This window comes from Nocardia sp. alder85J, assembly GCF_020176955.2.
GTDB lineage: Bacteria > Actinomycetota > Actinomycetes > Mycobacteriales > Mycobacteriaceae > Nocardia.
The window spans coordinates 93,803-114,208 of sequence record NZ_JAIUCZ020000012.1; the positions used below are offsets into that span (position 1 = coordinate 93,803).

The window sequence follows — 20,406 nt, forward strand, 5'->3', positions numbered from 1 at the left end:
GACACCACGCCCCGGCGAGGAACTGCCGATTGCTGAGGTGTGATCGCCGGATCTCGGGGGTCCGCCACCGGTGACGGGTGTCCGCTGGCGCTGCGGGCGTGTGGCCGGTCTGTGTGGTTATCGTGGCGGGTTGCCGTCGAGGACGGTGCGGGTGGCGTGCAGGGTGCTGCGTAGCCCGTCGCGCAGGCCGGTGGCGGGTGCCCAGCCCAGGCGGGCGGTGGTCCCGGTGAGGTCGGGCCGGCGGCCTGTGGTCTCGGTGGTGTCGGTGTCGGGGGCGGATACGATGCCGTTGCCGGCGAGGGCGACGATCAGTGCGGCCAGCTCGACGGTGGTGATCGCGGCATGGTCGATGCCGAGGTCGACCGGTTCGGGCATGTCGCTGGCGAGTATCTCGAGCAGGCCTTCGGCGACGTCGTCGATGTGTACGGGATACCAGAGCCGGTGGGGGTCGGTGACGGGCAGGACGTCACCGCGTAGCGCCGCGGTGCAGAACCGGGCGATCAGGCCGCCGTCATCGGATCCGTACACGGTGTACGGCCGTGCGATGACGGCGTCGACACCGCGGTGCTGGTAGGCCGCGGTCACGGTCTCGACGAACCGCAGGCCCTCGGTGCGGGTACCGGCGGTGGCGTGATCGCTGTCGTGATCGAGGCCGTCCGGAAGCGTCGGCGGGTCGTATACGTGGCTGCTGGAGGTGACCACGATCCGTGCACGGTGTCGTCCGGCGAGGTCGAGGGCGTGAAAGGTGCTCAGGGCCGCGGTGCGCAGCTGCGGCGCCGGGCCGTTTTCGACTCTGCCGGTCGGGCCGGGCAGGTGGACGATGCCGGTGACCTCCTGCAGGCCGGTGAACGCGGCCGTGGTCGTGATATCCGCGTGCCGGAACTTGAACCGGGGGTCGGGGCGGAGGGCGGTGAGGTTGGTGCGCCGGTCGTGTGACAGGGTGTCGATGGCGGTGACCCGGGCGCCGTCGTTCAGTAGTGCGGCGCACACCCGGCTGCCGAGGCTCCCGGTGCCGCCGGTGACGACCACATGGCTGCTCATGACTGTCTCCTGTAATCGTGGAAAGTATCGGGCTCGGCAGTGTTTCCGGTGCCGCCGCTGGTGTGCAGCGCGCTGCTCAGTCCCGGTGGGTGAGGACTGCGGCAGGGGATCGTGTCCGGCGGTCGATGGCGCCGCCCAGTGCTGTGGTGGTGGCCGTGACGGTGTGCACGGTGGTGCAGCGGTGGTGGCGTGGCAGGCCGAGGCGCGGCCACACTCCGGTGAGTGCCGCGGTGCGGGTGGTGGTGGGGATGGTGGGGAGGTAGGGGTCGCTGGTGTCGAGCCAGGTGTCGGTGTACTGGTCCAGGGTCCGGGTTTCGGTCCAGGTCGCGGCGGTGGTGACCCGGGTGGGTATGCCGTGGCTGGTCAGCCAGTCGATGTGGTGCCGGTGGCCGGGGTCGACGAATCGCTGCCGCTGGTGCCCGCGGCGGTGCAGTTCGGTGCGGAACGCGGTGTGCAGGCGTGTGAGTGGCTGGGGCCGCCGCTGGTGGGCAAGGACACCGATCAGGAGGCCGCCGGGGCGCAGCACCCGGGCGGCTTCGGTGATCGCGATGGTTGGTGAGTCGGTGACGGCCAGCGCGCCGTGGTCGAGCACGGCGTCGGCGTTGTGGTCGGGGATCCCGGCCAGCCGCATGGGGTCTGCGGCGTGGACGTCGACGGTGTCGGCGAGGTGGGTGGCCAGTGCCTTCCGGGCCGCGGGTGAGGGCTCGGCGATGATGAGCCGGCGGGCGTGCGCGGCGATCAGCGCGGCGACGGTCCCGGTGCCCGCGCCGAGCTGGATGACGTCGCGGCCGGCCAGGTGGGTGGTGGCGAGATCGGTGATCGTGTCGGTGACGTGGCTGGGCGGCTCGTGCCCGGCGAGGCCGGCGGTGGTGTGGTGGCTGTCGTCGATCATGGTGACGATCGACCAGGCTCTGTCGGCCTGGGCCAGCGCGCGGGGGTCGGCGCCGGGGTGGTGCAGGTGGTGGGCGTAGGTGGCCAGCCGGGCCAGGCACCATGCCCCGGCCGAGGGTGCCAGGTGCCGCGGCAGGCTCGTGCCGGTGGCCAGCACCGCGAACACGGGAGGCAGGTGCCGCCGCAGTGGGGACACCGGTGTGTGCTGGACCGCGCGGCGCATCCACAGTGCTTCCATGACCGGCACGATTTCCGTGGCCGCGGCCCACAGCCGGTGCGCGGGCACGTATCCGGGGTCGCGGACCAGCGCGGCCAGCAGTGACCAGGTGTCGCCTCCGACGGCGTCGAGCACACCGGCGAGTACTCGCGGTGTCCACGGCCGCACATGGTCGAACCCGGCGGCGGTGGTGCCGGGAGCGCCCGGCGGGGGTGCGGCGGTGGCACCTACGGTGTGGGCGGTGGTCATGGGAGAGTCCTTTCGGCGGTGACCGCGGTCACGCGCCCAGTACCGACGGTGTCCGGAATCGGGCGGCCTGCTGTGCGGCCGGCAGGTGTGCGATGTCGTTGGCGCGGACCAGTTCCGCGCGCCAGGGCAGCGGTGACCACGACGGGTGGCGCAGGCAGAAGGTGGTGATGCTGGTGTGGCCGACGGCGGGTTTCCACCGGATACGCGCGTCGGCGGGCAGGCCGAGCAGGACGTCGTACACGGCGAGGACGTTCTCGGTCGAACCGGCGAGCACCATGCGCTTGCCGCGATGCCGCCGTAGGAGCTCGGTGATCGCCTGCAGTGTCACAGCACGGACCTGGGCATGGGTTTCGGCGCCGTCGGCGATCGGGTGGTCCGGGGCCAGGGCCGGGTGCCCGGCGGGGTGCCCGGCATATACCTCGGCCCACCCACGTCCTTCGGCGGACCCGTATTCGGGGTAGCGCCAGTGGTCGAGGAACTCGACCTCGAGGCCGAGGGCGTCGGCGATCGGTTGTGCGGTCTGGTGCGCGCGGGCGGGCGGGGTCGAGTAGACGGCGGTCACGGCGGTGTCGGTGTGCTCGGTGCGGATCCGGTCCGCCAGCAGCGCGGCCTGCCCGCGGCCGATGTCGGTCAGTCCCTGGCACAGTCGCGGCCCGTGGATCTTCTGGAGGGAATTGCTGTGGGAGTGTCCGTGGCGGACGAGGTCGATCTGCGTGACGTCGGCAGCGGTGGTGCCGGTGATGGTCATGGGTGTTCCCGTCATGGGCGATGTTTCTCGTGAAGGGTTGTCCGGCAGGGCAATGCGCTGTCGGGAGGGGTTGCGGGTCATGGGCGGGCGGCGGGGCTGAGGTGGTCGTCGAGCCAGCGGTTGAAACTCGGGTAGTCGGCGCCGATGGACAGCCGGACCGGGCCGCCGGCGGGGTCCTCGCGCAGGTGACCGTCGGCGGTGATGGTGACGGTGCGGGGTTCGCACCGCACGAACGGCAGGCCCGCGGCGGCGGTGAGGGTGAGTGGGTCGTGCGGGTGGGTGCCGTCGTGATGACCGGTGTACCAACCGTCCAGGTGTGACCCGAGGATCCGTGCCCACCGTGGTGCGTGTGGGTCGGACAGTCGCCGATACAGCTGATGGTCAGCGGTGATGCGGGTGTCGGGGGTGGCGGTGACGTCGGTGGTCACCAGTGTGAGGGGGTGTGTGAGGTGGTGTGCGTGGTCGAGCACGCGGCGCGCGGCGTCGGGGTCGAGCCGGAGATTGTGTTCCGCGCGTGTGGATTCCGGGTTGGCCACAGTGCCGCCCATCTGGGTGATCACCAGTTGCTGTGCCAGGTCCGGTACGGCGGTGAGGACCTGGTCCAGGTTGGTCACCGGCCCCAGGCCGGCCCAGAGCACGGGCCCGTCGGTGCCCGCGCACACCGCCTGTACCGCGGACACGAGGTCCACCGGTTGCGCGGGGATGTCGGCCGGGATCAGTCCGTCGACGCAGTACCAGCGGGTGTTGCCGAGGTCGGCGCCGGCGACCACGGGCACATGGTGGCATCCGTGCAGATCGAGGACATGCCGTGCGAACCGTGCCCGCTGTCCGGCGTTCTCGTCGGCGGTGAGTACCAGGGCCAACTGCGGGAGCCCGCGCGCGGCGCAGGTGAGTGCGAGCGCATCGTCCGGGTCGCCGCCGATGTCGGTGCAGATGATCAGCGGGGCGTCGCGCAGCGACAGTGCGTCGTAGTGCCGCCGCGCCGCGGTGACCGGCCGCCGGGGGGCCGTGACTGCCGCTGCCGGCCGCCGCAGCACCGCCCGGGCGGCCCCGGCGCCGGTGGTGCCGTTCATGTGTTGCCTGGTTTTCACGTGTTCACCGTCTCCGGGGCCGGGGGTGGCCGAGGATCGCGATGCCGGCGTGCCCGGCGTAGTGGCACGGGTCGGCGGGGTCGCTGAGGTGGTCGGGGTGCCAGTCGGGTAGCCAGGTGACACCGGGTTCGACGAGGCTGAAGCCGTCGAACAGTGCGGTGACCGCGGCACGGTCGCGGAAGGTGATCGAGTCGGCGACCCGTTCGTTGTAGGCGGTGGCGAAACCGGTGGCGGCGCCGGGCAGGTGGTGGTCGAGTTCGGTGGCGGCGTGGCTGATCGCGATGTAGCTGCCCGGTGGTAGCCGGTCGCGCAGCGCGGCCATGATCCGGCGCGGGTGGTCGGTGTCGGGGACGAAGTGCCAGACCGCGACCAGCAGTACCCCGATCGGCGCGGTGAAGTCCAGCAGTGACGTGGTGGTGGGGTGGTCGAGGATGTGATGCGGGCGGCGCAGGTCCTCGGAGATGATCGCGGTGGTGTCCAGGACCTGCTGACCGGCGAGCAGGTCGTGGGAGCGTTCGACGGCGTCGAGGTCGTTGTCGACGTACACGGTGCGGGCTGCCGCGACGATCGTGCGGGCGATCTCGTGGGTGTTGCCGGCGGCGGGGAATCCGGACCCGATGTCGAGGAACTGGCCGATGCCGTGGCGGGCCATGTAGGTGACCGCCCGGGTCAGGAAGGCGCGGTTGGCGTGGGCGATCACGTCGGCGCCGGGGGTGATCTCGATCAGCCGGTCGCCTTCGAGCCGGTCGACACCGAACGGTGCTTCCCCGGTGAGCAGGTAATGGTAGATCCTGGCCGCCGACGGTCGGCTGGCGTCGAGCTCGCGGCCGTGGAAGGTGTTGTCGTCCATGAACTTTCGTGTCCGTCGAGAGGTGGTGGGTGACCGAGCGATCGGCCAGTTCCACACGGTGGTGGCCGGGTCGCTGATTCCGGGACTGTGGTGGTGAGCCGGGGCGCCGGGACACCTGAAGGGCGGCAGGTGTGTGTTCCCGGACCCTGATGCCCCGGCTCTCGAGGGGGGCGGTGCAGGGACACCGGTGGGAGCGCGGCGATACGGCGGAACTTGAGCGGGTTCGCCGCAGCGCCGCGGTGGTCGGTCTCCGGCGAGCTATGGCCAGGGGCAGTCGTCGGGGTCGCCGTAGCGGGCGGTGTGGTCGTCGGCGGCGCCGTCGGCGATGGCGGCGAGGTAGTCGTCGGCGAAGATCGGTGCGCCGGTGATCTCGCCGACGTCGAACGCGGCCAGCAGCGGGGGCAGGTGGTCCAGCAGTTGCTGGTGGAGGTCGACGAGGGTGTCCTCGATGGTGGTGACCTGGTCGGCGCTCTGGTGGCCGCGGCTGGTGTACCAGGCGGCGTCCTCGTAGAGGCAGCGGTGGGCGTAGGCGGCGGCGAGCGTGGTGAGCAGGTCCCGGGCGTGGTCGTCACCGGTGGTGTCGGCGGCGATCAGCAGCGCGGTGGCGGCCAGTCGCTGCCCGGTGGTGACGGCCAGCGCCATCGCGGCGCCGTCGCCTCCGAGGACCGGTCCGGCACCGCGGTACTCGCCGGTGCGCACGGCTTCGCGCAGCGCGTGTTCGCGGTCGGTGAGCGTGGTGATGTAGGGAGGCAGGCCGGTGGGTGTGCCCGGCAGTGTCAGGGGTGCGCCGCGGTGGGTGAGCCGGTAGCCGCCGGTGATGGTGAGGATCTCGTTGTCGCCTTCGGCGGTGACGGAGCAGTCGGCGTTGAGCAGCCACGAGGCGATCAGGTTGGTCAGCAGGGTGCCGTGGATGCCGGTGCGGTACCGGACGGTCGTCAGGGTGCGGGTGGCGGTGTCGACGGTGATCGGTTTGGCGATCATCGGCCACAGGCCCGACCAGTCCGGGTGCCCGTCGGCGCGCATGTCGAGCAGGCGCTGGGACAGCGCACTGGTCGCGTACACCGCCGCCAGCGCGGTCACCAGTTGCTGCTGCACGCAGGGCCGGTCGGACATACGGGTGGTGCCCGGCCGGCGTTGCGGTGCCCAGTTCCCGAGCCCGACCAGTGCGGCGCCGGCGGCTGCGGAGGCGGCCAGCGACAGGTGCAGCCGGCCGTCGTCGAGGACGGCCACCGATCGCCGGAAGCGGTCGGGAACAGGGACGTCGCAGAGCAATTCGCCGTCGGGGGTCAGGCGGGCCCAGTCCCCGCCCAGCATCGCCTCCCGCGGAAGAGGGCAGTGGTCGAAGCTGATGCGGGCGTGGTGCATCCCGGAGCCGGCTTTCGGGCCCAGCGGGGTCACTCGCACACCGTCGGCCAGCCCGGCAGCGGTGCGCAGTGTCAGCAGGAACAGGAACAGGCCCTCGTCGCGTCCGCCGATGCGCAGCCGGGCGCTGACGGCGACGATCTGCGGTCCGTGGTCGGCGACGTTGCCACCGAACTTCTCGGCGGCGACGTCGGGTGTGGTGAGCAGCAGCCGGTCGGTGGCGGGGTCGTAGTCGGCGACGGTGCGGCAGTTGTTGCCGTTGGTTCCCGCGGTTTCGGTGACCAGCAGAACCCCCAGGGCGCCGGTGTCGAGAGCCTCCAGGTACGAGTCGTGGTCCGGGCCGCCCAGTGTCCGGATCGCCTGCTGGACCAGCGGTAGCTGCCCGGACAACAGTGGCATCACCGTCGGCAGGTGCACGGCCGTCTCGCGATACAGGGCAGCCAGCCATCGCGGGCTGGAGGCCAGTTCCCGGCCGGGCAGCGGCAGCCTGGCCAGTACCTGTGGCAGCAGTGCCCGGCCGAGGGCGGCCCGGTCGGCGGGGGAGTCGGTGAGCCGGTGGGTGTCGTTGAATCCGGTCACGACGTCGCGGACCTGCCGTCGCAGAGCGTCGGGGTCGGGTCCGGACAGCGCCGTGCGCAGAGCGGTGATCGTGGAGGTGTGCGTATCACGGAGTGCGGTCATGACACTGCTGCCTTTCTGGCCGCCGGTGCGCCGTGTGCTGGTGCGGAGCGCCGGATCGGGGTGAAACGAGGTGGAGCGGGTGGAGCGGGGAGGAAATGGTCAGGGGCACCGCGGTCCGGTCCGGTCCGGGCACGGGCACAGCCCGACGGTGTGGAGCACCGTCACCGGTTCACCGTCGATGCGATGCCAGGCGCTGATCGCGTCCCGCACCACGAATGCCTCCTGCGGGGCCCACCAGGCACAGGCGGCGGCCAGCGCGTCGAAGTCGCACCCCCAGCGGGCGTTGTGGTGTGGTTGTGCGGCGGCGGCGCGGACCGCCTCGGCCATCGCCGGGCCCGGACCGGTGAAAAACGCGTGATCGCTGGGATCGACAGGGATGGTGAACACGTCGCACAGCGTCAAACCCTCGAAGCGGCCACCGAACGGACTGCGGGCCCGCACCTTCGCCGCATGCACTGCGGCGTGCAGCGTGTCCGTGGCAGCCGGGTCCACACCCGGCGCGACGCCGGGGAATGCCCGGCGGGCCGGGTCCGGGTAGCCGGTGAACAGGATCTCCAGCACAGGGTGCGCGACGTGGGCGCCCAGTGCCAGTTGTGGGGCGGTGGTGGTCATCGGTACTCCCGGAGACGATGGGGAGGAAGCGGGGAGAAGTGCACAGGCAGCGCGGCGAGCTGGCGGGCGAACGGGCCGGCGCGCCAGTGCAGGACCTCGGGGGCGACCGCGAGGGCGGCGTCGGGGAGGGCGTCGAGCAGGGTCTCGACCATAGCCACCGCGGTGATCTTGGTGATGTCGCGGGCGGCGGTGGGACAGCCGTGCGGGCCGGTGGAGAACGCCAGGGTCCCGCTCGTGGTGCCGGGGCCGCCGGCGGCGACAGCGGGGTCGGTGGTCGTGGCGGCGAGGCTGATGACCACCGGGGTGTGCGCGGGCACCCACACGCCCCCGACACGGACCGGGTACAGGGGATAGGAGACGCAGTAGTTGGCCATCGGCGGATCGGTGGACAGGATCGTGTCGTAACTGGCGCTGACCGTCTTTCCCATAATGGTGTGGCCGGTCGCGCTGGTGTGGCTGGTGAGGAACCCGCTGTCGGTGAGGTGCAGCCGCAGCATGAGGGTCACCAGCGAGGTGAGCGGTTCGATCGTGGCGCCGTAGAGGGTGACTAGCTGATGAACCAGCTCGGTGTCGTCCAGGCGTGGCTCGTGCCGGACCAGCCGGGTGGTGATGTCGTCGCCGGGGCTGTCCTTCTTGTCCCAGATCAGTTCCAGCAGTGCGCTGGTGAGGTCGCGGTTGACGCGGTCGGTGTCGGTGGCGTCGAACATCGCCGCCATCGCCGTCTGCACCTTGCTCCCGGTCTCGCTGTTGCACCCCATCATCGTGTTGAGCACCTGGAACACGGTCGGCAGTGCGTAGTCGTTGACGAGGTCGGCGTGCCCGCGCACCCGGTTGGTCAGGCCGCGTCCGCAGAACTCGCGGATCGCCGCGGTGGACCCGGCGATCACCTGACCGCGCAGTCGATGGAGGTTGACACCGGCCAGGGCCGCTTGCGTGGCTAGCCGGTACCGGGTGTGTTCGATGCCGGTGCTGCGCAACGCGTTCGGGCGCCACTCCAGCATCGGCAGTAACGGGCACGATCGCGGCACGGTCTTCTGCCATTCGCGTGGATCGGCCGGGAACGACTCCGGTTTGTTCAGGACTTCCACCGCGGTCCGATAGCCGATCACCAGCGCGGCGGGGACTCCCGGCGACAGCTCCACCAGCACTACCTGCCGCTGTCCCTTACGGCCGCGCATCAGCCGGTAGGACGCGTGCGGATCGTTCGCGAAGTCGGGTGTGTACAGCGGGAAGGAATTGAGGTCGTGCAGGTGCGACGAGGTGGCAGGTGGTGACGGCACAGATCGGTCCTTTGCAGGATCAACAGGCTCTGGGAGCGCTGCGGGGCGGGAAGGTGACGGGCAGGGAGGCGAGGGTGCACCGGGCCGGATCGGCGACCCAGAGCACCTGGGAAGGCCGCACGGCCAGTGCGATGTCGGAGGGTCCGAGGTCCTGCAACTGCGTGACAGCGGCCGCGGCGAGGATCATCGCGAGGTCACGGGCGGGGACGGGACAGGCGTGCACGCCGGCGCCCCACCCCAGGTGATCGCGGCGGTCGAGCGGGTCCTCGTCGCGGGGGAGGGCGGGCACAGCAGCGCTGGGGTCCTCGTCGCCGGTAACTGTGATCGCGGGCGGGCCGGGATCGGTGTTGGCGGCCGCCAGACTGGCCAGGACCGGATACCACGCGGGTACCCGGATCAGGTCGGCACCGGCGGTGGTGTGGAGGAAGTGCTCTCCGGTCGGCCATCGCGGACCGGCGATCGCCACCGGCGGGTGGGTCCGCAGCGTGTACTCGGCGGCATCCTGGGGCAGCAGGCTGCCGCTGAACACCCGCTCGCCGAGGTCGGCGCGGTCGTAACCCAGGATCTGCAACAGCGTGCCCGCGATCAGATCCACCACCGCGGCGGCACCGGTGGAGTAGAGCATCGCCACCTGGTGTGCCACCTCGATGTCGGTCAGCACGGCGGGATGGTCCAGCAGTCGCGAGAGCACATCCGGCCGGCGCGGTGCACCCCGGCGCTCGGCGACGACCTCGAGCGCGATGTCCACCAACCCCTGGTGGGCGGGCTCGGTGGACTCCGCGCCCCGCAGCATCCACAGCTCGTTTTCGAGGCGTGCCCGTGCCTCCGATCCCGGCTCACCGGCGCCGGGCAACCCGATCATCGGCGCGAATATGTCTATGACCAGGGGAAACGCGTACCGCAGGACCAGATCTGCGCCGTCGGCGGGGAAGCCTGAGATCAGTTCGGCTGCCCGCGTCTCGGCGGCGGCCGCTAGTGCGAACTGGTCGACGCCGGTGAGGGCGTCGTGAATCGCACGGCGCAGCCGCTCATGGTGCGCTCCGGAGGTGTGCCGCACATCCGCACGCCAGCGCCGGGCCGGCGCCGGCAACGGATAGCGGTGAACCCACGGCTGGGTGTCCATAGGGTCGGCTGGGAAGCGGCCCTCGTTGTCGAGGACCGCCATCACCGCTGCCCGGCCGGTGACGACGGTCACCGGTAGCCCGGCGGCGGTCACTGCGGCACCCAGCCCGCCGTCGCGCAGGCTCGTGTAGGCGGTCGCGGGGTCCGCGGCGAAGTGCGCACCGGCCAGCGGGCACCGGATGTCCGGCGGTGGGTCGGTCGAAGTCGGGACAGCAGGCGGGAGGGTCACCGATCGGCTCCAGGAAGACAGGTCACTTTCGCGGACCCGGGACGGGTCCGTGCGGGCGAGGGAGGACAGGGTCAGGCCGGCACGATCACGTCGGTGGTGCGCGACAGGCAGGTGTCGTAGGCGCGGGCAGCGGTCACCAGCGCGTTGGCGCAGCCCGGTGCCGCGTGGACGACGAAGTACGCCACCCGGGCGGCCAGGATCCCGGGCCTGCCCGCGATACCCGCGGCCGCCGCCGCACCGTCGATGTCGGCGACCACCTGGAGCTCGGAGTGACCGATGGTGGTGACCGGGCCTGGATCGGGCTGCGCGCAGCGCAGAATCACCGGCGGAGAGCCGTCGCGCACCGCAGCGTCCGCGGCATCGCGGTACTGCACCACCAACCGTGCGATCAGACCCAGCACCGGATGCCCGACCGGGGCATCGGCACCGTCACGCAGTGCCGTCCGGGCTGCCTCGATCACCGCGGACGCGTCCGGCCACGGCGGCACCACCATCGCGCCGGTCACGCCGCTGCATCCGAAATACTGTGCCCTGTACCATGTTCGGAGTAGGTAGGGTGGCGAGTCCGCGCCGCGGCCGTGCCGGCCAGCTTCTGCACACACGCCGGGCCGTGCCCGGCGTGCAACGCTGCCAGCATGCTCGCTGCCGCTCCGGACAGAGATGCCTCCAGCGGTGCCGTGCAGGCACGCTGCCTCAGCAGATCCCGCTCGTCCGGTGACAGCCAACCGGTATCGGGCATCGGCACGCTCCTTCTCGTGGTCCGGGCGCGAGACATCACCGCGTCCCGGCCGGTGCCGCGCCGCAGCGAATTCGGCACCAGGAAGCAACGCGAATAATGTTGGGGTGGAAGAGATTACGATCCGGAGAAGTCGATTCCGGCGTGGTTCCATCTTCGGGCCACTGCATGCGCACGGCAAGACCCGGCACCGTTAATATCGGTTGTCCAAGTTCTTTTCGTGCTGGTCACAGTCGGGAATTCGAGTTCCACAGAGCCTGGAGTGGCTGATTTCCGCTGCACTACGGGGTGTGGGTGAGGGCCCCGATCGCGTGACGCCGTGCGGCCGGTGCCGTGCGCGAGGTCGGTGGGGGAAGTTCAGGCCGAGCGCCAGGTGCCCGTGGGGGCGGTGGGATCGCGGAGGGTATCGAGGCGGTGACGCAGCTCGGTGGCAGCGCGAGTATCGCCGCCGGCGGCGCGGCGCCAGTAGCCGGTGAGGGTGTGCAGGTCCCGGATCCCGAACAGCACCGCGAACCCGGGCCAGGCGTGGAATTCGGCGGCGGGCAGGCCGTAGGTGTCGAGGAAGGCGGCGATCTCGGCCTCGCTGGCGCCGTAGCGTCGTTCGTGGCAGGTGGGGATGAGGTCCAGTTCCCGCGCGCCGAAGCACACTTCGTCCCAGTCGCCGAGGACGACCCGGTCACCGTCGGCCCACAGGCAGTTGCCGGGGTAGGCGTCGGCGTGGATGAGACCGGCGCCCAGAAGCGTGCCGGCCTGCTGGTAGCGCGTCAGCAGGTCGTCGGCGTGGCCTGCCAGCCAGCTCAGGTCCGTGTCCGGCAGTGCCCGCCGGTACAGGGGTGTGTGCAGGGTCGCGGTGAATCCCGCCAGCGGCGGCCAGGGCGGCAGCGTGAACGGCGGGGGCGGCAGTGCGTGCAGCTGCCGCAGGATGACCGCGAGGGCCGCCATCGGCGGCTCGCCACGCCCGTGCTGTGGGTGGTACCGCCAGAACGTGACCGTGGAGGTGCCGATGTCGATCGGCTCGTGCACCGGTTCGGTGACCGGGATACCGTGGCCGGCCAGCCATCCGGTGATCGCGACCGCGGCGTGTGCGCGCAGCCCCAGGTGCTCGTTGCCGCTGATCCGCACGACCACCTGCGGCCCGGCGAGCAGATATACCGCGTTGGAGTGGGCCCGGATCAGCCGGGCACCGGCGGGATCCAGGCCCGCTCGCGCGCACGCGACGGCGAGGACGTCCTCGGTGCCGGGCCCGGACGTCACCGGGTCACCGGCGGACCGGCGAGGTAGCCGGTGACCACGGCGTCGAGATTCTGCGCGGTGGGGGAGCCGGCGTAACGACGGTCCCGCAGCGCGGCGGTGACGATACCCATCCTGCCCATGATGGGGGAGATCCGGTGTTCGGGGGGAAGTTTCAGGACCGGGATGAGGACCTCGGCGGCGTCGTCGGCGTCGCCTGTCGCCAGCAGCGACAAGGCGATCGTCAGCTGTGCCAGTGCTTGGTCACCGTAGGATCGCTGATCGGCGGGCCCGTCGGTGTAACCGGCGACCGCCGCCGACGACCACCGCCGCGCCTGCCGGTGATCACCGATCCCGTGATACGCGTCGCCGAGATAGAACGCCAGCTTCGCGGTCGGAAAGCTCATCACGCCACCGACGGCCAGCTCGGTGCCGGACGCGGATTCCTGTGCCCCGTCCACGGCACGCTCCGCGGCGGCGCGGGCCCGGCCGGTGTCACCGGCACGGGCAGCGGTGCGCGCCTCCAGCGCATACAACCTCACCCGCTGTCCCCGCGGTGCCGTCGCCACGGCGTCGTCGAGCAGCGCCAGCGCCGTGCGCGGTGCCGGCCGCCACTCCTCGATCAGCGCGGCGGTGCCGGCGACCCACGCTTGCAGCGACGGGTCACCGGCTGCTTCCGCCAGCCGGGCGGCGGCGCGGGCGTGGATCATCGCCGCCTCGGAATCGCCGGTGAGATCGTCGGTCAGCTCCGCCAGCAGCTGGACCGCTGCCGCAGCAAGCCAGTACAACTCCCGGCGCCGGAGGGGATGCTGGCACAGCCGCATCGCCACCTGGATACGGTCGCGCACCCGAATCAGCCGTTCCACCAGCGGAAGCGGGGGTCGGTGCACATAATCCCGTGCGATCGCCGCGATCTCGCGGCCCAGTACCTCCGGCGACGCAGTGTCCGGCGGCTCGTCCACCGCCCACTGCGCCAGCTGCGCGGACTGCCGCGCCGCAGCCAGCAGACGCTGCTGCACGGCGGCCTGCGCTGCCGCGGCCAGCAACGACCCCCCGGCCCTGAGCGCCGCGTCCAACGCGGCGGTCACTTCCGACGACGGCAGCCTGCCACCGCGTTCGAGATAGCCCACGTACTCCGGCGAGCAGTGTGCCAGCCGGCCCAGCTCCCGCCGCGACAGGCCCCGCAGCTGCCGCCACCGCGACAACTCGGTGCCGAACACCGTGGTCGTCAACAGCTGTCACCCGTCCGGACCTGCCCGACCCCGGCCAGACAGCACACGTCGTCGTCGGACGTCGGCACGAGGCGCAATCGCGCACCTCGCCAACGGCGCCCGTCGACCGCCCGGCGGGGACCGTCGGGCGCGCGGAGATCCGGCCAGTGGTGCGGGGGGACAAGCCCCGGGGCGAGCATCCGGTAGCCGGACAGCAGGCCTGCGATCTCGCCGGGGAAGCGCGGCCGCATCCTGATCTGCGCGTCGCCGAGCAGCCGCGCCGCTGCCCGGGCGGCCGGTACCGTGTCGTCGTCGGTGATGTGGCTGACCACCAGCCACGACCCGGCAGGCACCGCGACAGCGACGGTGTCGAGTACCGCGGCCGGGTCGGGCAGGAATTCCAGCACCGACGACAGGCACACCGCGACCGGGCCGGCGCCTGCGGTGAGACGTTCGAGCAGATCCCGCAACGTCGGGATGTCGGTCAGGTCGGCGTGCACGATCCGGGTGCGGTGGTCGGCCAGGACCGCCCGGCCGTGCGTGACGACCAGATCGTCGTGATCGACATACACCGTCCGCGTGTCCGCGCGTACCTCCCGGGCGACCTGATGGACATTCGGCTCGCACGGCATCCCGCACCCGAGCTCGACCACCAGCGACACCCCGTGGTCGGCCACCAGGCACCGCACCGCCCGCAGCAGGAACTCCCGCGCCTCACCGACCGCGGTCCGGTACCCCCGCGCCAGCGGGTCCTCGGTTATCCGCCCGGCCACCGCACGATCGGCGGGATAGGCGTCCTTACCCAGCCCCAGCAAGTACCCGTGGACACGGGCACCACAGGCATTCTGGGCATCGAACTCGCCCACGCCCGACACAGCACCCCCGGGACCGGTCCAGTCGTCGCAGACGGTCAGCGCCGTAGCCTCGCCCGGAACCTGTGGCGGTGCAGCGTATTCCGGTGAGACCGCCGCTGGTGCCGCCGTGTGGTCACCGGGCATGCACGCGCTCCCGCCGGTTGGCTCGCGCATGTGCCGCGGCGGCGGCCTCCTCGGACTCGATCGCGGCCGCGATCACTATGGCGGCGTCGCCGGCAGTGATCGTCGACCCGTTCGGTGGTTGCAGCCACCGCCGCCGCGGATCACCGGGATACGGCAGCACGATCGGCGCCCCGCCTCGCACCCACACCACGCCCCGGCACCACAGCCGCCGTTGACGGACTCCGGCCGCCGTATCGACCCTGCCGCTGCGCTGCGGTGTCTCCGCCGCCGTGGAATCGGTCAGCAGCGCGACCACCGACGCGGTGTGGGAGACAGCCGGGACGGGCCGGCCGCTGTCACACAGCGCGGTGACCACCGAGACGCCCAGCGGCCTCGGCATCAGGACCGCCCCGACCGGCCCCGCACACACGACGATCCGGCCACGCGAATCCACCTCGGCGGCAAAGCCATACGCGCAGCGATATCGCCGCGCGCATTCTTCGGCCGTGCACGACCGGTCCATCGCGACCTCGGGTGCGGTCTGCCGATCGCAAGCCCGGACCGCGTCACCCGGCATCGGCCACCTCCGGCCGTGGTGCCCGCGAAACGCTGCCGTTCAATGCGTCGCGGAGGTCACGGACGGCCCTCACGATCTCGGAGATCTGGAACGCGCACAACAGCAACGCCCAGATCACCAGCGCCACCGTGACAAGCCTAACCTTCACGCAATTTCCTTTCTGTTCTGTTGGTGTGCAACAACTTTCATGCTCGTCGCCATCGAAATCGCGACGGCGGGTACTGGTCGATGGGTAGCGGATGTCCGGGGGTGAGGAGGGTGTCGGGGCGGGCGGAGACGTCCTCGGGGTTCTTCGACACCCGGTGGTCGGTCACCAGGGGGCTCCTCCAAATCGGTCAGGTTGCAGTGCAGTGCTTGTGATGTCAGATCCCGAGGCATTCGTGCAGCCAGCCGATCGCGGATCCGTAGTCGATGTGGCCGGTGACTTGGAGCGTCACGCCGAGGGGGCTGCGGCGCAGGGAGGCGTCTTGGGCGACGTGCACCCGCTCGGGTCGGAACGTGACGAACGACTCGCCCAGCGCCGCTCCCAGTACCAGAGGTGCGCGAATGAGACTGCACGCGGTGCTTTCCTGCCTGTCCAGGTACCGGAAGCAGGTGTTGTAGTGCTCGGCGATCTCCTGCGCCCACGAGGGCGCGCCGGGTGCCGACATGCCTGTATACAACGGGGTCCGCTCGGTCACTTGCAGCGCCGGATGATCGGTGTGGTTGCGGAGCAGCAGGCGAGCCCGTGTCAGCCGGATCGCCAGCCCAGTGGAGACCGGGTCCAGATCCAGGGCCTCCGCGGCGGATGCGTGCTCATCGCCTGAGTGGTCGTCGATTCGGCCGCTGAGCTGGGTGACGGTCATTCGGTCGGCGAGGGGTGGTCTGCCGCAGATGATCTCGGCCAGGTCGGTCATCGCGCCGGCGCCGACCCAGTGCACCGGCCCGGCGTGGGTGGCGCAGATCTGGATGATCAGGTCCAGGTCCGCGGAAGCTTCTTGCGGTTCTGCCCGGACCCAGTGGTCCATCAGGAAGCGGTGGTCGTTGCCGGAGTTCGTCGGTATGCCGGCGATGACGGGGACGTCCTCACGGCCGAGCCGCCGCAACAGTTTCCGCGCGAGTTGGGTGCGTCGGCCGTCGGGGTCGTGGGCGGCCAGAACCAGCAGTTGTCCCGGTTCTGTGATCAGGCGTGTGGCCAGGGCCAGAGTCACGGCTGCGTCGGGATTCCACCCGAGGTCGACGACGAGCACGTACACCGGGTCGTCGCTTTTGCGATCGGTGCCGGGGTACGGCTGGGTTCGTTCCGTGATGCCTGTCGGGGGCGTGGCGAGGAGAGGGGGCACAGAGGTCCTCGTTCAGGGCTCGAAGGGGTGGGCTACTTGTGGTGGCCTGTGGCGGAACTCGTCGTGCGGTGTGAGCGAGTTCCGGCCCGGGTGTGTCATGGGTCGGAGGTCACGGCGTCCGGCCTCGCCGGGCCGGGGCCGGAGGCGGCGAGCGAGTCTTCGTAGCGGCCGGTGGTGGCGTCGAGGGAGAGCAGGGTCCAGGCTTCGGCGAGCGTGGCCAGGTGCAGCCAGCAGCGGTGCACGAACTCGCTGCTGGGCTTGCAGACGCGTAGCGCGGTCGTCGCGAGCGCGGAGGTGGCGGCCATCTCGTCGACCAGTGCCCCCAGTGGTTGCGCGGGGCCGCCACCTCCCGGCCACCGCACCTGAGTGGCCGCGAACATGTCGATCGCTGTCATCAACACGCCACGCTGCGCGCCGGAACGCCCTCCGGGTGGGGTGCAGCGGTACAGCAGCCCCAGCTCGGCCGCGCACCAGGTGATGACATCCGTGTCGCTGGCGGCGGTGCGGCCTTGCATGGCCGCGATCAGATCGTGCCAGCCCGGCAGTATGCTCATCCGGTGCCGCCGAACGGTGTGATTGCCGTCGCCGGTGGCCGCAGCATGGTGATGTGTGTCGTCCGGGACAGCGCGGGCCAGCGCCGCGTGCCCGCCGTGACGTCGGCACACAACCTGTCGTAGACCGCGCACCTGTCGTGCAGCAATGATGGCCCCGCGGGATCGTCGCGATCGGTGATGGCCAGCCATGCGGTGACCAGCAAATTCATGTGAATTCCCGGGGAATCGGGGTGAAGGGCCACCCTGCGCGCCCGGTCCGGTGTCGCCAGCTGCACGGCCGCCAGCCTCACCACGGCCATGTCGATATCGGCGACGGTGAGTGCGATCTCGGACATCAGCGCGCTTGTCGACGCTACGGACGATTCCCGCTGCAGCGCGACCAGCGTGCGGAGATGCAGGACGAAGATCGGAGGACATCCCTGCACCACGTTCCCGGACAAGATCGCCACCACCGCGGCCGCGCTGGGCAATTCGGCCACGACTCCGAAATCGACCGTGCGGTGGCACAGCGCAACCTGCTCGGGGCATCGGAGGCCTGCCGGTGCGACACTACTGAACACCACGGCGACCTCCTCGAGGTCGATGTACCGCTGGTGACCTCCGCGGACCCGCGGTGGTGCCGGCTGAGGTCGGTCGACAGCCGATTACGTCCGGGAGATCAGTGACTGCAACCGATTTCGCGGCGACCTGAAAGTGCGTGGCGCAATAACTAGCGGACCACGGAATACCGCACCGGCTATCCGCGGGAAGAATTCGTGCCCGGAACCGGATATGCGGGCCACATCCTCCGGTGCCGTTCAGAGGCGGTATCGGTGGAGCGGTTGGTTGGTTGGGGATGATTCGACGTGCCTCGAACCGGTGCCGGAGAGGTGGTTGCTCTCCGATTCCGGCGAAAGGTGCGGCGAATGAGGTCATGCATCAAGTCAAGCGAGGTAACGCACGGGAAGCCACGGTACGAAAATACGTAATGCACAAGGCAAGTCACCGTGACAAAAGCAGAAAGTTCTACCAGCAGATACGCAATGCACATTACGCGCGCACGTAATGTGGCCTAGCGGTACGGATGCCAGACTGCGGAGGTGTCGCCGGATCGCAGTGACGCCAGTCGGTGCGCGTGCTCGGCAGCGACGCTGGGTCTGTGCCCGAGATCGGGGAGCACGCTGGTCACCATGATCAGTTCACGAATCCGGGCCAGCAACGGCCAGTAGGGTTCGTCGCGGACGTCGGCGCCGTAGGCAGCGGCGAATTCGATGTAGAACGGCATCCGGTCGAAACGGCTGGCGCCGACGGCCTGCGGCACGAGATCCCATGCCAGCGGGCCGATCCCGGTTTCGTCGAGGTCGCAGTAGATCACTCGGCCGGATCCGGTCGACAGCAGGTTCCCGATGTGCGGATCACCGTGAACCACTCCGACGGGGATCTCGGGGCTGTCGTGCCGGTAGGCCTGTTCGACGGCGGCCCACTGGTTCTGCAGCCATTCGAGATCGCTGCCGGTCATCACCGGGTCGGCTGCGGCGAGGCGGTGGTGACCGGTGGTGAACGGATCCCAGGCAGGCAATGCCGGGTCGGCCGCGATGCGGTGCAACTCCCGCAAGGGGGCCGCGAGATCGTGTGCAGTCCAGTCGTTCCGGACTTCTTCCGCGTGCCAGAAGGTGGCGGTGTAGTCGCCGATCGTGACGGGCTGGACGCCGTCGAGCAGCCGGACCGCTGGTGCGTCGTGTTCGGAGAGCCATCGTGCGGCGGCGACGGTGCGCTGCCCGCGTGCTCGGCCGGTTTCGCCGGTGGCGATGCGTACCACCACGGGGGCGTCGAGGCGGTAGACGGCGTTGACGGTGTACGCGATCAGCCGTGCTCCGTCGGACGGCAGCTGCATGCGGGCACAGGCATCGGCCAGCGCTGCTTGGAGGTCCGCGGCGAGGCGCGGCGAAATGGTGGTCGCCACGTCGACATCGTAGGCCGGATCGAAGGCTCTTACGGTGGCGGAGCCGCGGCGACCGGCAGGCTCAGCTGCTGTACGTCCTGGCGGATCGCGCGCACGTCCGGGTGGCGAAGGTACGGGGCGGCGGTGCTGCCCATCGTGTGCAGCCGGTCGATCGCCCGCGCGCTGACGACCCCGTCGGTCATGGTGAGTGCCGCGTGAGCTGCCTCGACGGCCGGGTCGATGTCACCGAGCCGGAAATGACCGGTCGCTGTGTTGATGAGGTCGAACAGGACACTGCGTGCAGGCCGGTCGCCCGGCTGGCGGGCCACCGAGTTCAGGGAGGCGCTGGTCTGTTCCAGCGACCGGATCGTGTACCGCTGGGCCACGGCGGGGGTATCGGTCGACTCGGCGAGCTCGTTGTAGATCACGGCGGCGAGCCCGGCTTGCTCACCGGCGGCGAAATAGACCTGTGTCCAGGGCGCGGGTTCCGTCTCGGTGCTGGCGGCGCGCGCGAGTTCGTGGTCGGCGCGCGCCAGCGCGTCGAGCATCCCGGTCTCACGCCCCATCATGGCGTGCGCCCACGCCTCGTTGGCGTGCAGGCGCGCTGACTCCGCGGAGTCGGCCGCGTCCTGTGCGCTGATCTGGCCCAGCTGGAAGATCTGCAACGCTGCCTGCGGCCGCTGTTGTGCCAGCGCAACCCGGCCCAGCGCATATAACACCGACGCGGCCAGGCTCGGCACGCCCGCGTCGTGGGCGAACTTCAACGCCAGCGCGAGGTAGCTGCGCGCGTGGCTCTGGTCACCGATGTCGTGGTGCGCCCACCCGGCTACCCGCGACAGGTCGGCCAGAGCCCCAGCCAGCGCCATGCCGGTCGCGGGGTTGTCGCACCGGTCGAGTAGCCGGCGTCCCCAGTTCAGCCAATCGGCAGCCCGATCCGCGACAGCGAAACCGCCGTGGCGCTGGTCCATGCCTCGCAGGTTCGCCGTGATCACCCGGACGAACTCCACGTCCGCAGCCCCCACATTGCCCGGCAATGGCATGGAACCAGCGGTGAGGTCGGGTAGCCATGGATCCAGATCCGCAGGGGCACCGACGGTCACGCCGGCAAGCGCAGCCACGAAGCCTGCGCTGTCGACGGCATCCGCTGACAGGGCCGGCGGCGCGGCGGCGGGCAGGGGCGCGCCGATCTCGCGCAGCGCGGCGAGGTATCCGGGTGTGATCTTCTCGACGCGGCCGCATTCCCACAATGAGATGTGCTGCTGGTCGCAGGCGAGGTCCACACCCAGTCGGTGGCCGGCGGCCTTGAGTTCGGTGGCGAATCGGCGCTGGGTCATTCCCTGCCGACGGCGGAATCCACGCAGCTGAGCGCCCCAGTCGAGCGCGGTGTCGACGGCGCTCGACGGATCAGACTGTGCTGCCACGATTTCGACCGCCCTCCACCTCGCCTACGTACTCCCTTTGATCGAGGCATTATCACTCCGAGCTCTCGATAATGCAGCCCAAAA

At 70.6% G+C, this 20,406-nt stretch carries 21 protein-coding genes; all 21 read right to left on the reverse strand.

Going from position 1 to position 20,406, the window contains the following annotated elements; genetic code table 11:
• Positions 1 to 117 precede the first annotated feature (117 nt).
• Complete coding sequence (locus LBW94_RS35835) at positions 118 to 1,041, reverse strand: NAD-dependent epimerase/dehydratase family protein (protein ID WP_225056990.1); 924 nt, start codon at positions 1,039 to 1,041, stop codon at positions 118 to 120.
• Positions 1,042 to 1,117: 76 nt separating this feature from the next.
• The gene (locus tag LBW94_RS35840) at positions 1,118 to 2,398 is read right to left on the reverse strand and encodes a class I SAM-dependent methyltransferase (RefSeq protein WP_225056991.1); all 1,281 of its coding nucleotides are present in this window, start codon (positions 2,396 to 2,398) and stop codon (positions 1,118 to 1,120) included.
• A gap of 28 nt (positions 2,399 to 2,426) precedes the next feature.
• Complete coding sequence (locus LBW94_RS35845) at positions 2,427 to 3,161, reverse strand: histidine phosphatase family protein (protein WP_225056992.1); 735 nt, start codon at positions 3,159 to 3,161, stop codon at positions 2,427 to 2,429.
• A gap of 62 nt (positions 3,162 to 3,223) precedes the next feature.
• Complete coding sequence (locus LBW94_RS35850; protein ID WP_225056993.1) at positions 3,224 to 4,237, reverse strand: nucleoside hydrolase; 1,014 nt, start codon at positions 4,235 to 4,237, stop codon at positions 3,224 to 3,226.
• A 4-nt stretch (positions 4,238 to 4,241) separates the two neighbouring features.
• Entirely contained in the window at positions 4,242 to 5,087 is an 846-nt protein-coding gene (locus LBW94_RS35855; RefSeq protein WP_225056994.1) for an SAM-dependent methyltransferase, read from the reverse strand.
• 258 nt (positions 5,088 to 5,345) lie between these two features.
• Positions 5,346 to 7,130, reverse strand: a complete 1,785-nt coding sequence (locus LBW94_RS35860) for an acyl-CoA dehydrogenase family protein (protein ID WP_225056995.1) — start codon at positions 7,128 to 7,130, stop codon at positions 5,346 to 5,348.
• A 99-nt stretch (positions 7,131 to 7,229) separates the two neighbouring features.
• Positions 7,230 to 7,742 (reverse strand): hypothetical protein, encoded by a 513-nt coding sequence (locus LBW94_RS35865; protein ID WP_225056996.1) that lies wholly within the window; start codon positions 7,740 to 7,742, stop codon positions 7,230 to 7,232.
• Positions 7,739 to 9,022 carry a cytochrome P450 gene (locus tag LBW94_RS35870; protein WP_225056997.1) on the reverse strand — a complete coding sequence of 428 codons (1,284 nt, stop codon included), beginning with the start codon at positions 9,020 to 9,022 and terminating at the stop codon, positions 7,739 to 7,741. The genes LBW94_RS35865 and LBW94_RS35870 overlap by 4 nt, the downstream gene beginning before the upstream one ends.
• Positions 9,023 to 9,041: 19 nt before the next feature.
• Positions 9,042 to 10,373, reverse strand: coding sequence for a cytochrome P450 (locus tag LBW94_RS35875; RefSeq protein ID WP_225056998.1), 1,332 nt, complete (start codon positions 10,371 to 10,373; stop codon positions 9,042 to 9,044).
• 71 nt (positions 10,374 to 10,444) lie between these two features.
• Positions 10,445 to 10,879 carry a hypothetical protein gene (locus LBW94_RS35880; protein ID WP_225056999.1) on the reverse strand — a complete coding sequence of 145 codons (435 nt, stop codon included), beginning with the start codon at positions 10,877 to 10,879 and terminating at the stop codon, positions 10,445 to 10,447.
• A 587-nt stretch (positions 10,880 to 11,466) separates the two neighbouring features.
• Positions 11,467 to 12,363, reverse strand: coding sequence for an aminoglycoside phosphotransferase family protein (locus tag LBW94_RS35885; RefSeq protein WP_225057000.1), 897 nt, complete (start codon positions 12,361 to 12,363; stop codon positions 11,467 to 11,469).
• Entirely contained in the window at positions 12,360 to 13,571 is a 1,212-nt protein-coding gene (locus tag LBW94_RS35890; protein WP_225057001.1) for a helix-turn-helix domain-containing protein, read from the reverse strand. The genes LBW94_RS35885 and LBW94_RS35890 overlap by 4 nt, the downstream gene beginning before the upstream one ends.
• Positions 13,568 to 14,416 (reverse strand): SAM-dependent methyltransferase, encoded by an 849-nt coding sequence (locus tag LBW94_RS35895; RefSeq protein ID WP_225057002.1) that lies wholly within the window; start codon positions 14,414 to 14,416, stop codon positions 13,568 to 13,570. Before LBW94_RS35895 ends, LBW94_RS35890 begins: the two co-directional genes overlap by 4 nt.
• Before the next feature lie 121 nt (positions 14,417 to 14,537).
• On the reverse strand, positions 14,538 to 14,927 hold the full coding sequence (locus tag LBW94_RS35900) for a hypothetical protein (protein WP_225057003.1): 390 nt from the start codon (positions 14,925 to 14,927) through the stop codon (positions 14,538 to 14,540).
• A gap of 166 nt (positions 14,928 to 15,093) precedes the next feature.
• Positions 15,094 to 15,252, reverse strand: coding sequence for a hypothetical protein (locus LBW94_RS35905; protein ID WP_225057004.1), 159 nt, complete (start codon positions 15,250 to 15,252; stop codon positions 15,094 to 15,096).
• A 37-nt stretch (positions 15,253 to 15,289) separates the two neighbouring features.
• Entirely contained in the window at positions 15,290 to 15,418 is a 129-nt protein-coding gene (locus LBW94_RS35910) for a hypothetical protein (RefSeq protein WP_255634056.1), read from the reverse strand.
• Positions 15,419 to 15,466: 48 nt separating this feature from the next.
• Positions 15,467 to 16,426 carry a hypothetical protein gene (locus LBW94_RS35915; RefSeq protein ID WP_225057005.1) on the reverse strand — a complete coding sequence of 320 codons (960 nt, stop codon included), beginning with the start codon at positions 16,424 to 16,426 and terminating at the stop codon, positions 15,467 to 15,469.
• A gap of 95 nt (positions 16,427 to 16,521) precedes the next feature.
• A complete protein-coding gene (locus LBW94_RS35920) occupies positions 16,522 to 16,980 on the reverse strand; it encodes a hypothetical protein (protein ID WP_225057006.1) in 459 nt (152 codons plus the stop codon).
• Positions 16,977 to 17,543, reverse strand: coding sequence for a hypothetical protein (locus LBW94_RS35925; RefSeq protein WP_225057007.1), 567 nt, complete (start codon positions 17,541 to 17,543; stop codon positions 16,977 to 16,979). The genes LBW94_RS35920 and LBW94_RS35925 overlap by 4 nt, the downstream gene beginning before the upstream one ends.
• Before the next feature lie 488 nt (positions 17,544 to 18,031).
• Complete coding sequence (locus LBW94_RS35930; RefSeq protein ID WP_225057008.1) at positions 18,032 to 18,922, reverse strand: aminoglycoside phosphotransferase family protein; 891 nt, start codon at positions 18,920 to 18,922, stop codon at positions 18,032 to 18,034.
• A gap of 29 nt (positions 18,923 to 18,951) precedes the next feature.
• Entirely contained in the window at positions 18,952 to 20,322 is a 1,371-nt protein-coding gene (locus LBW94_RS35935) for a hypothetical protein (RefSeq protein ID WP_225057009.1), read from the reverse strand.
• Positions 20,323 to 20,406: the final 84 nt, after the last annotated feature.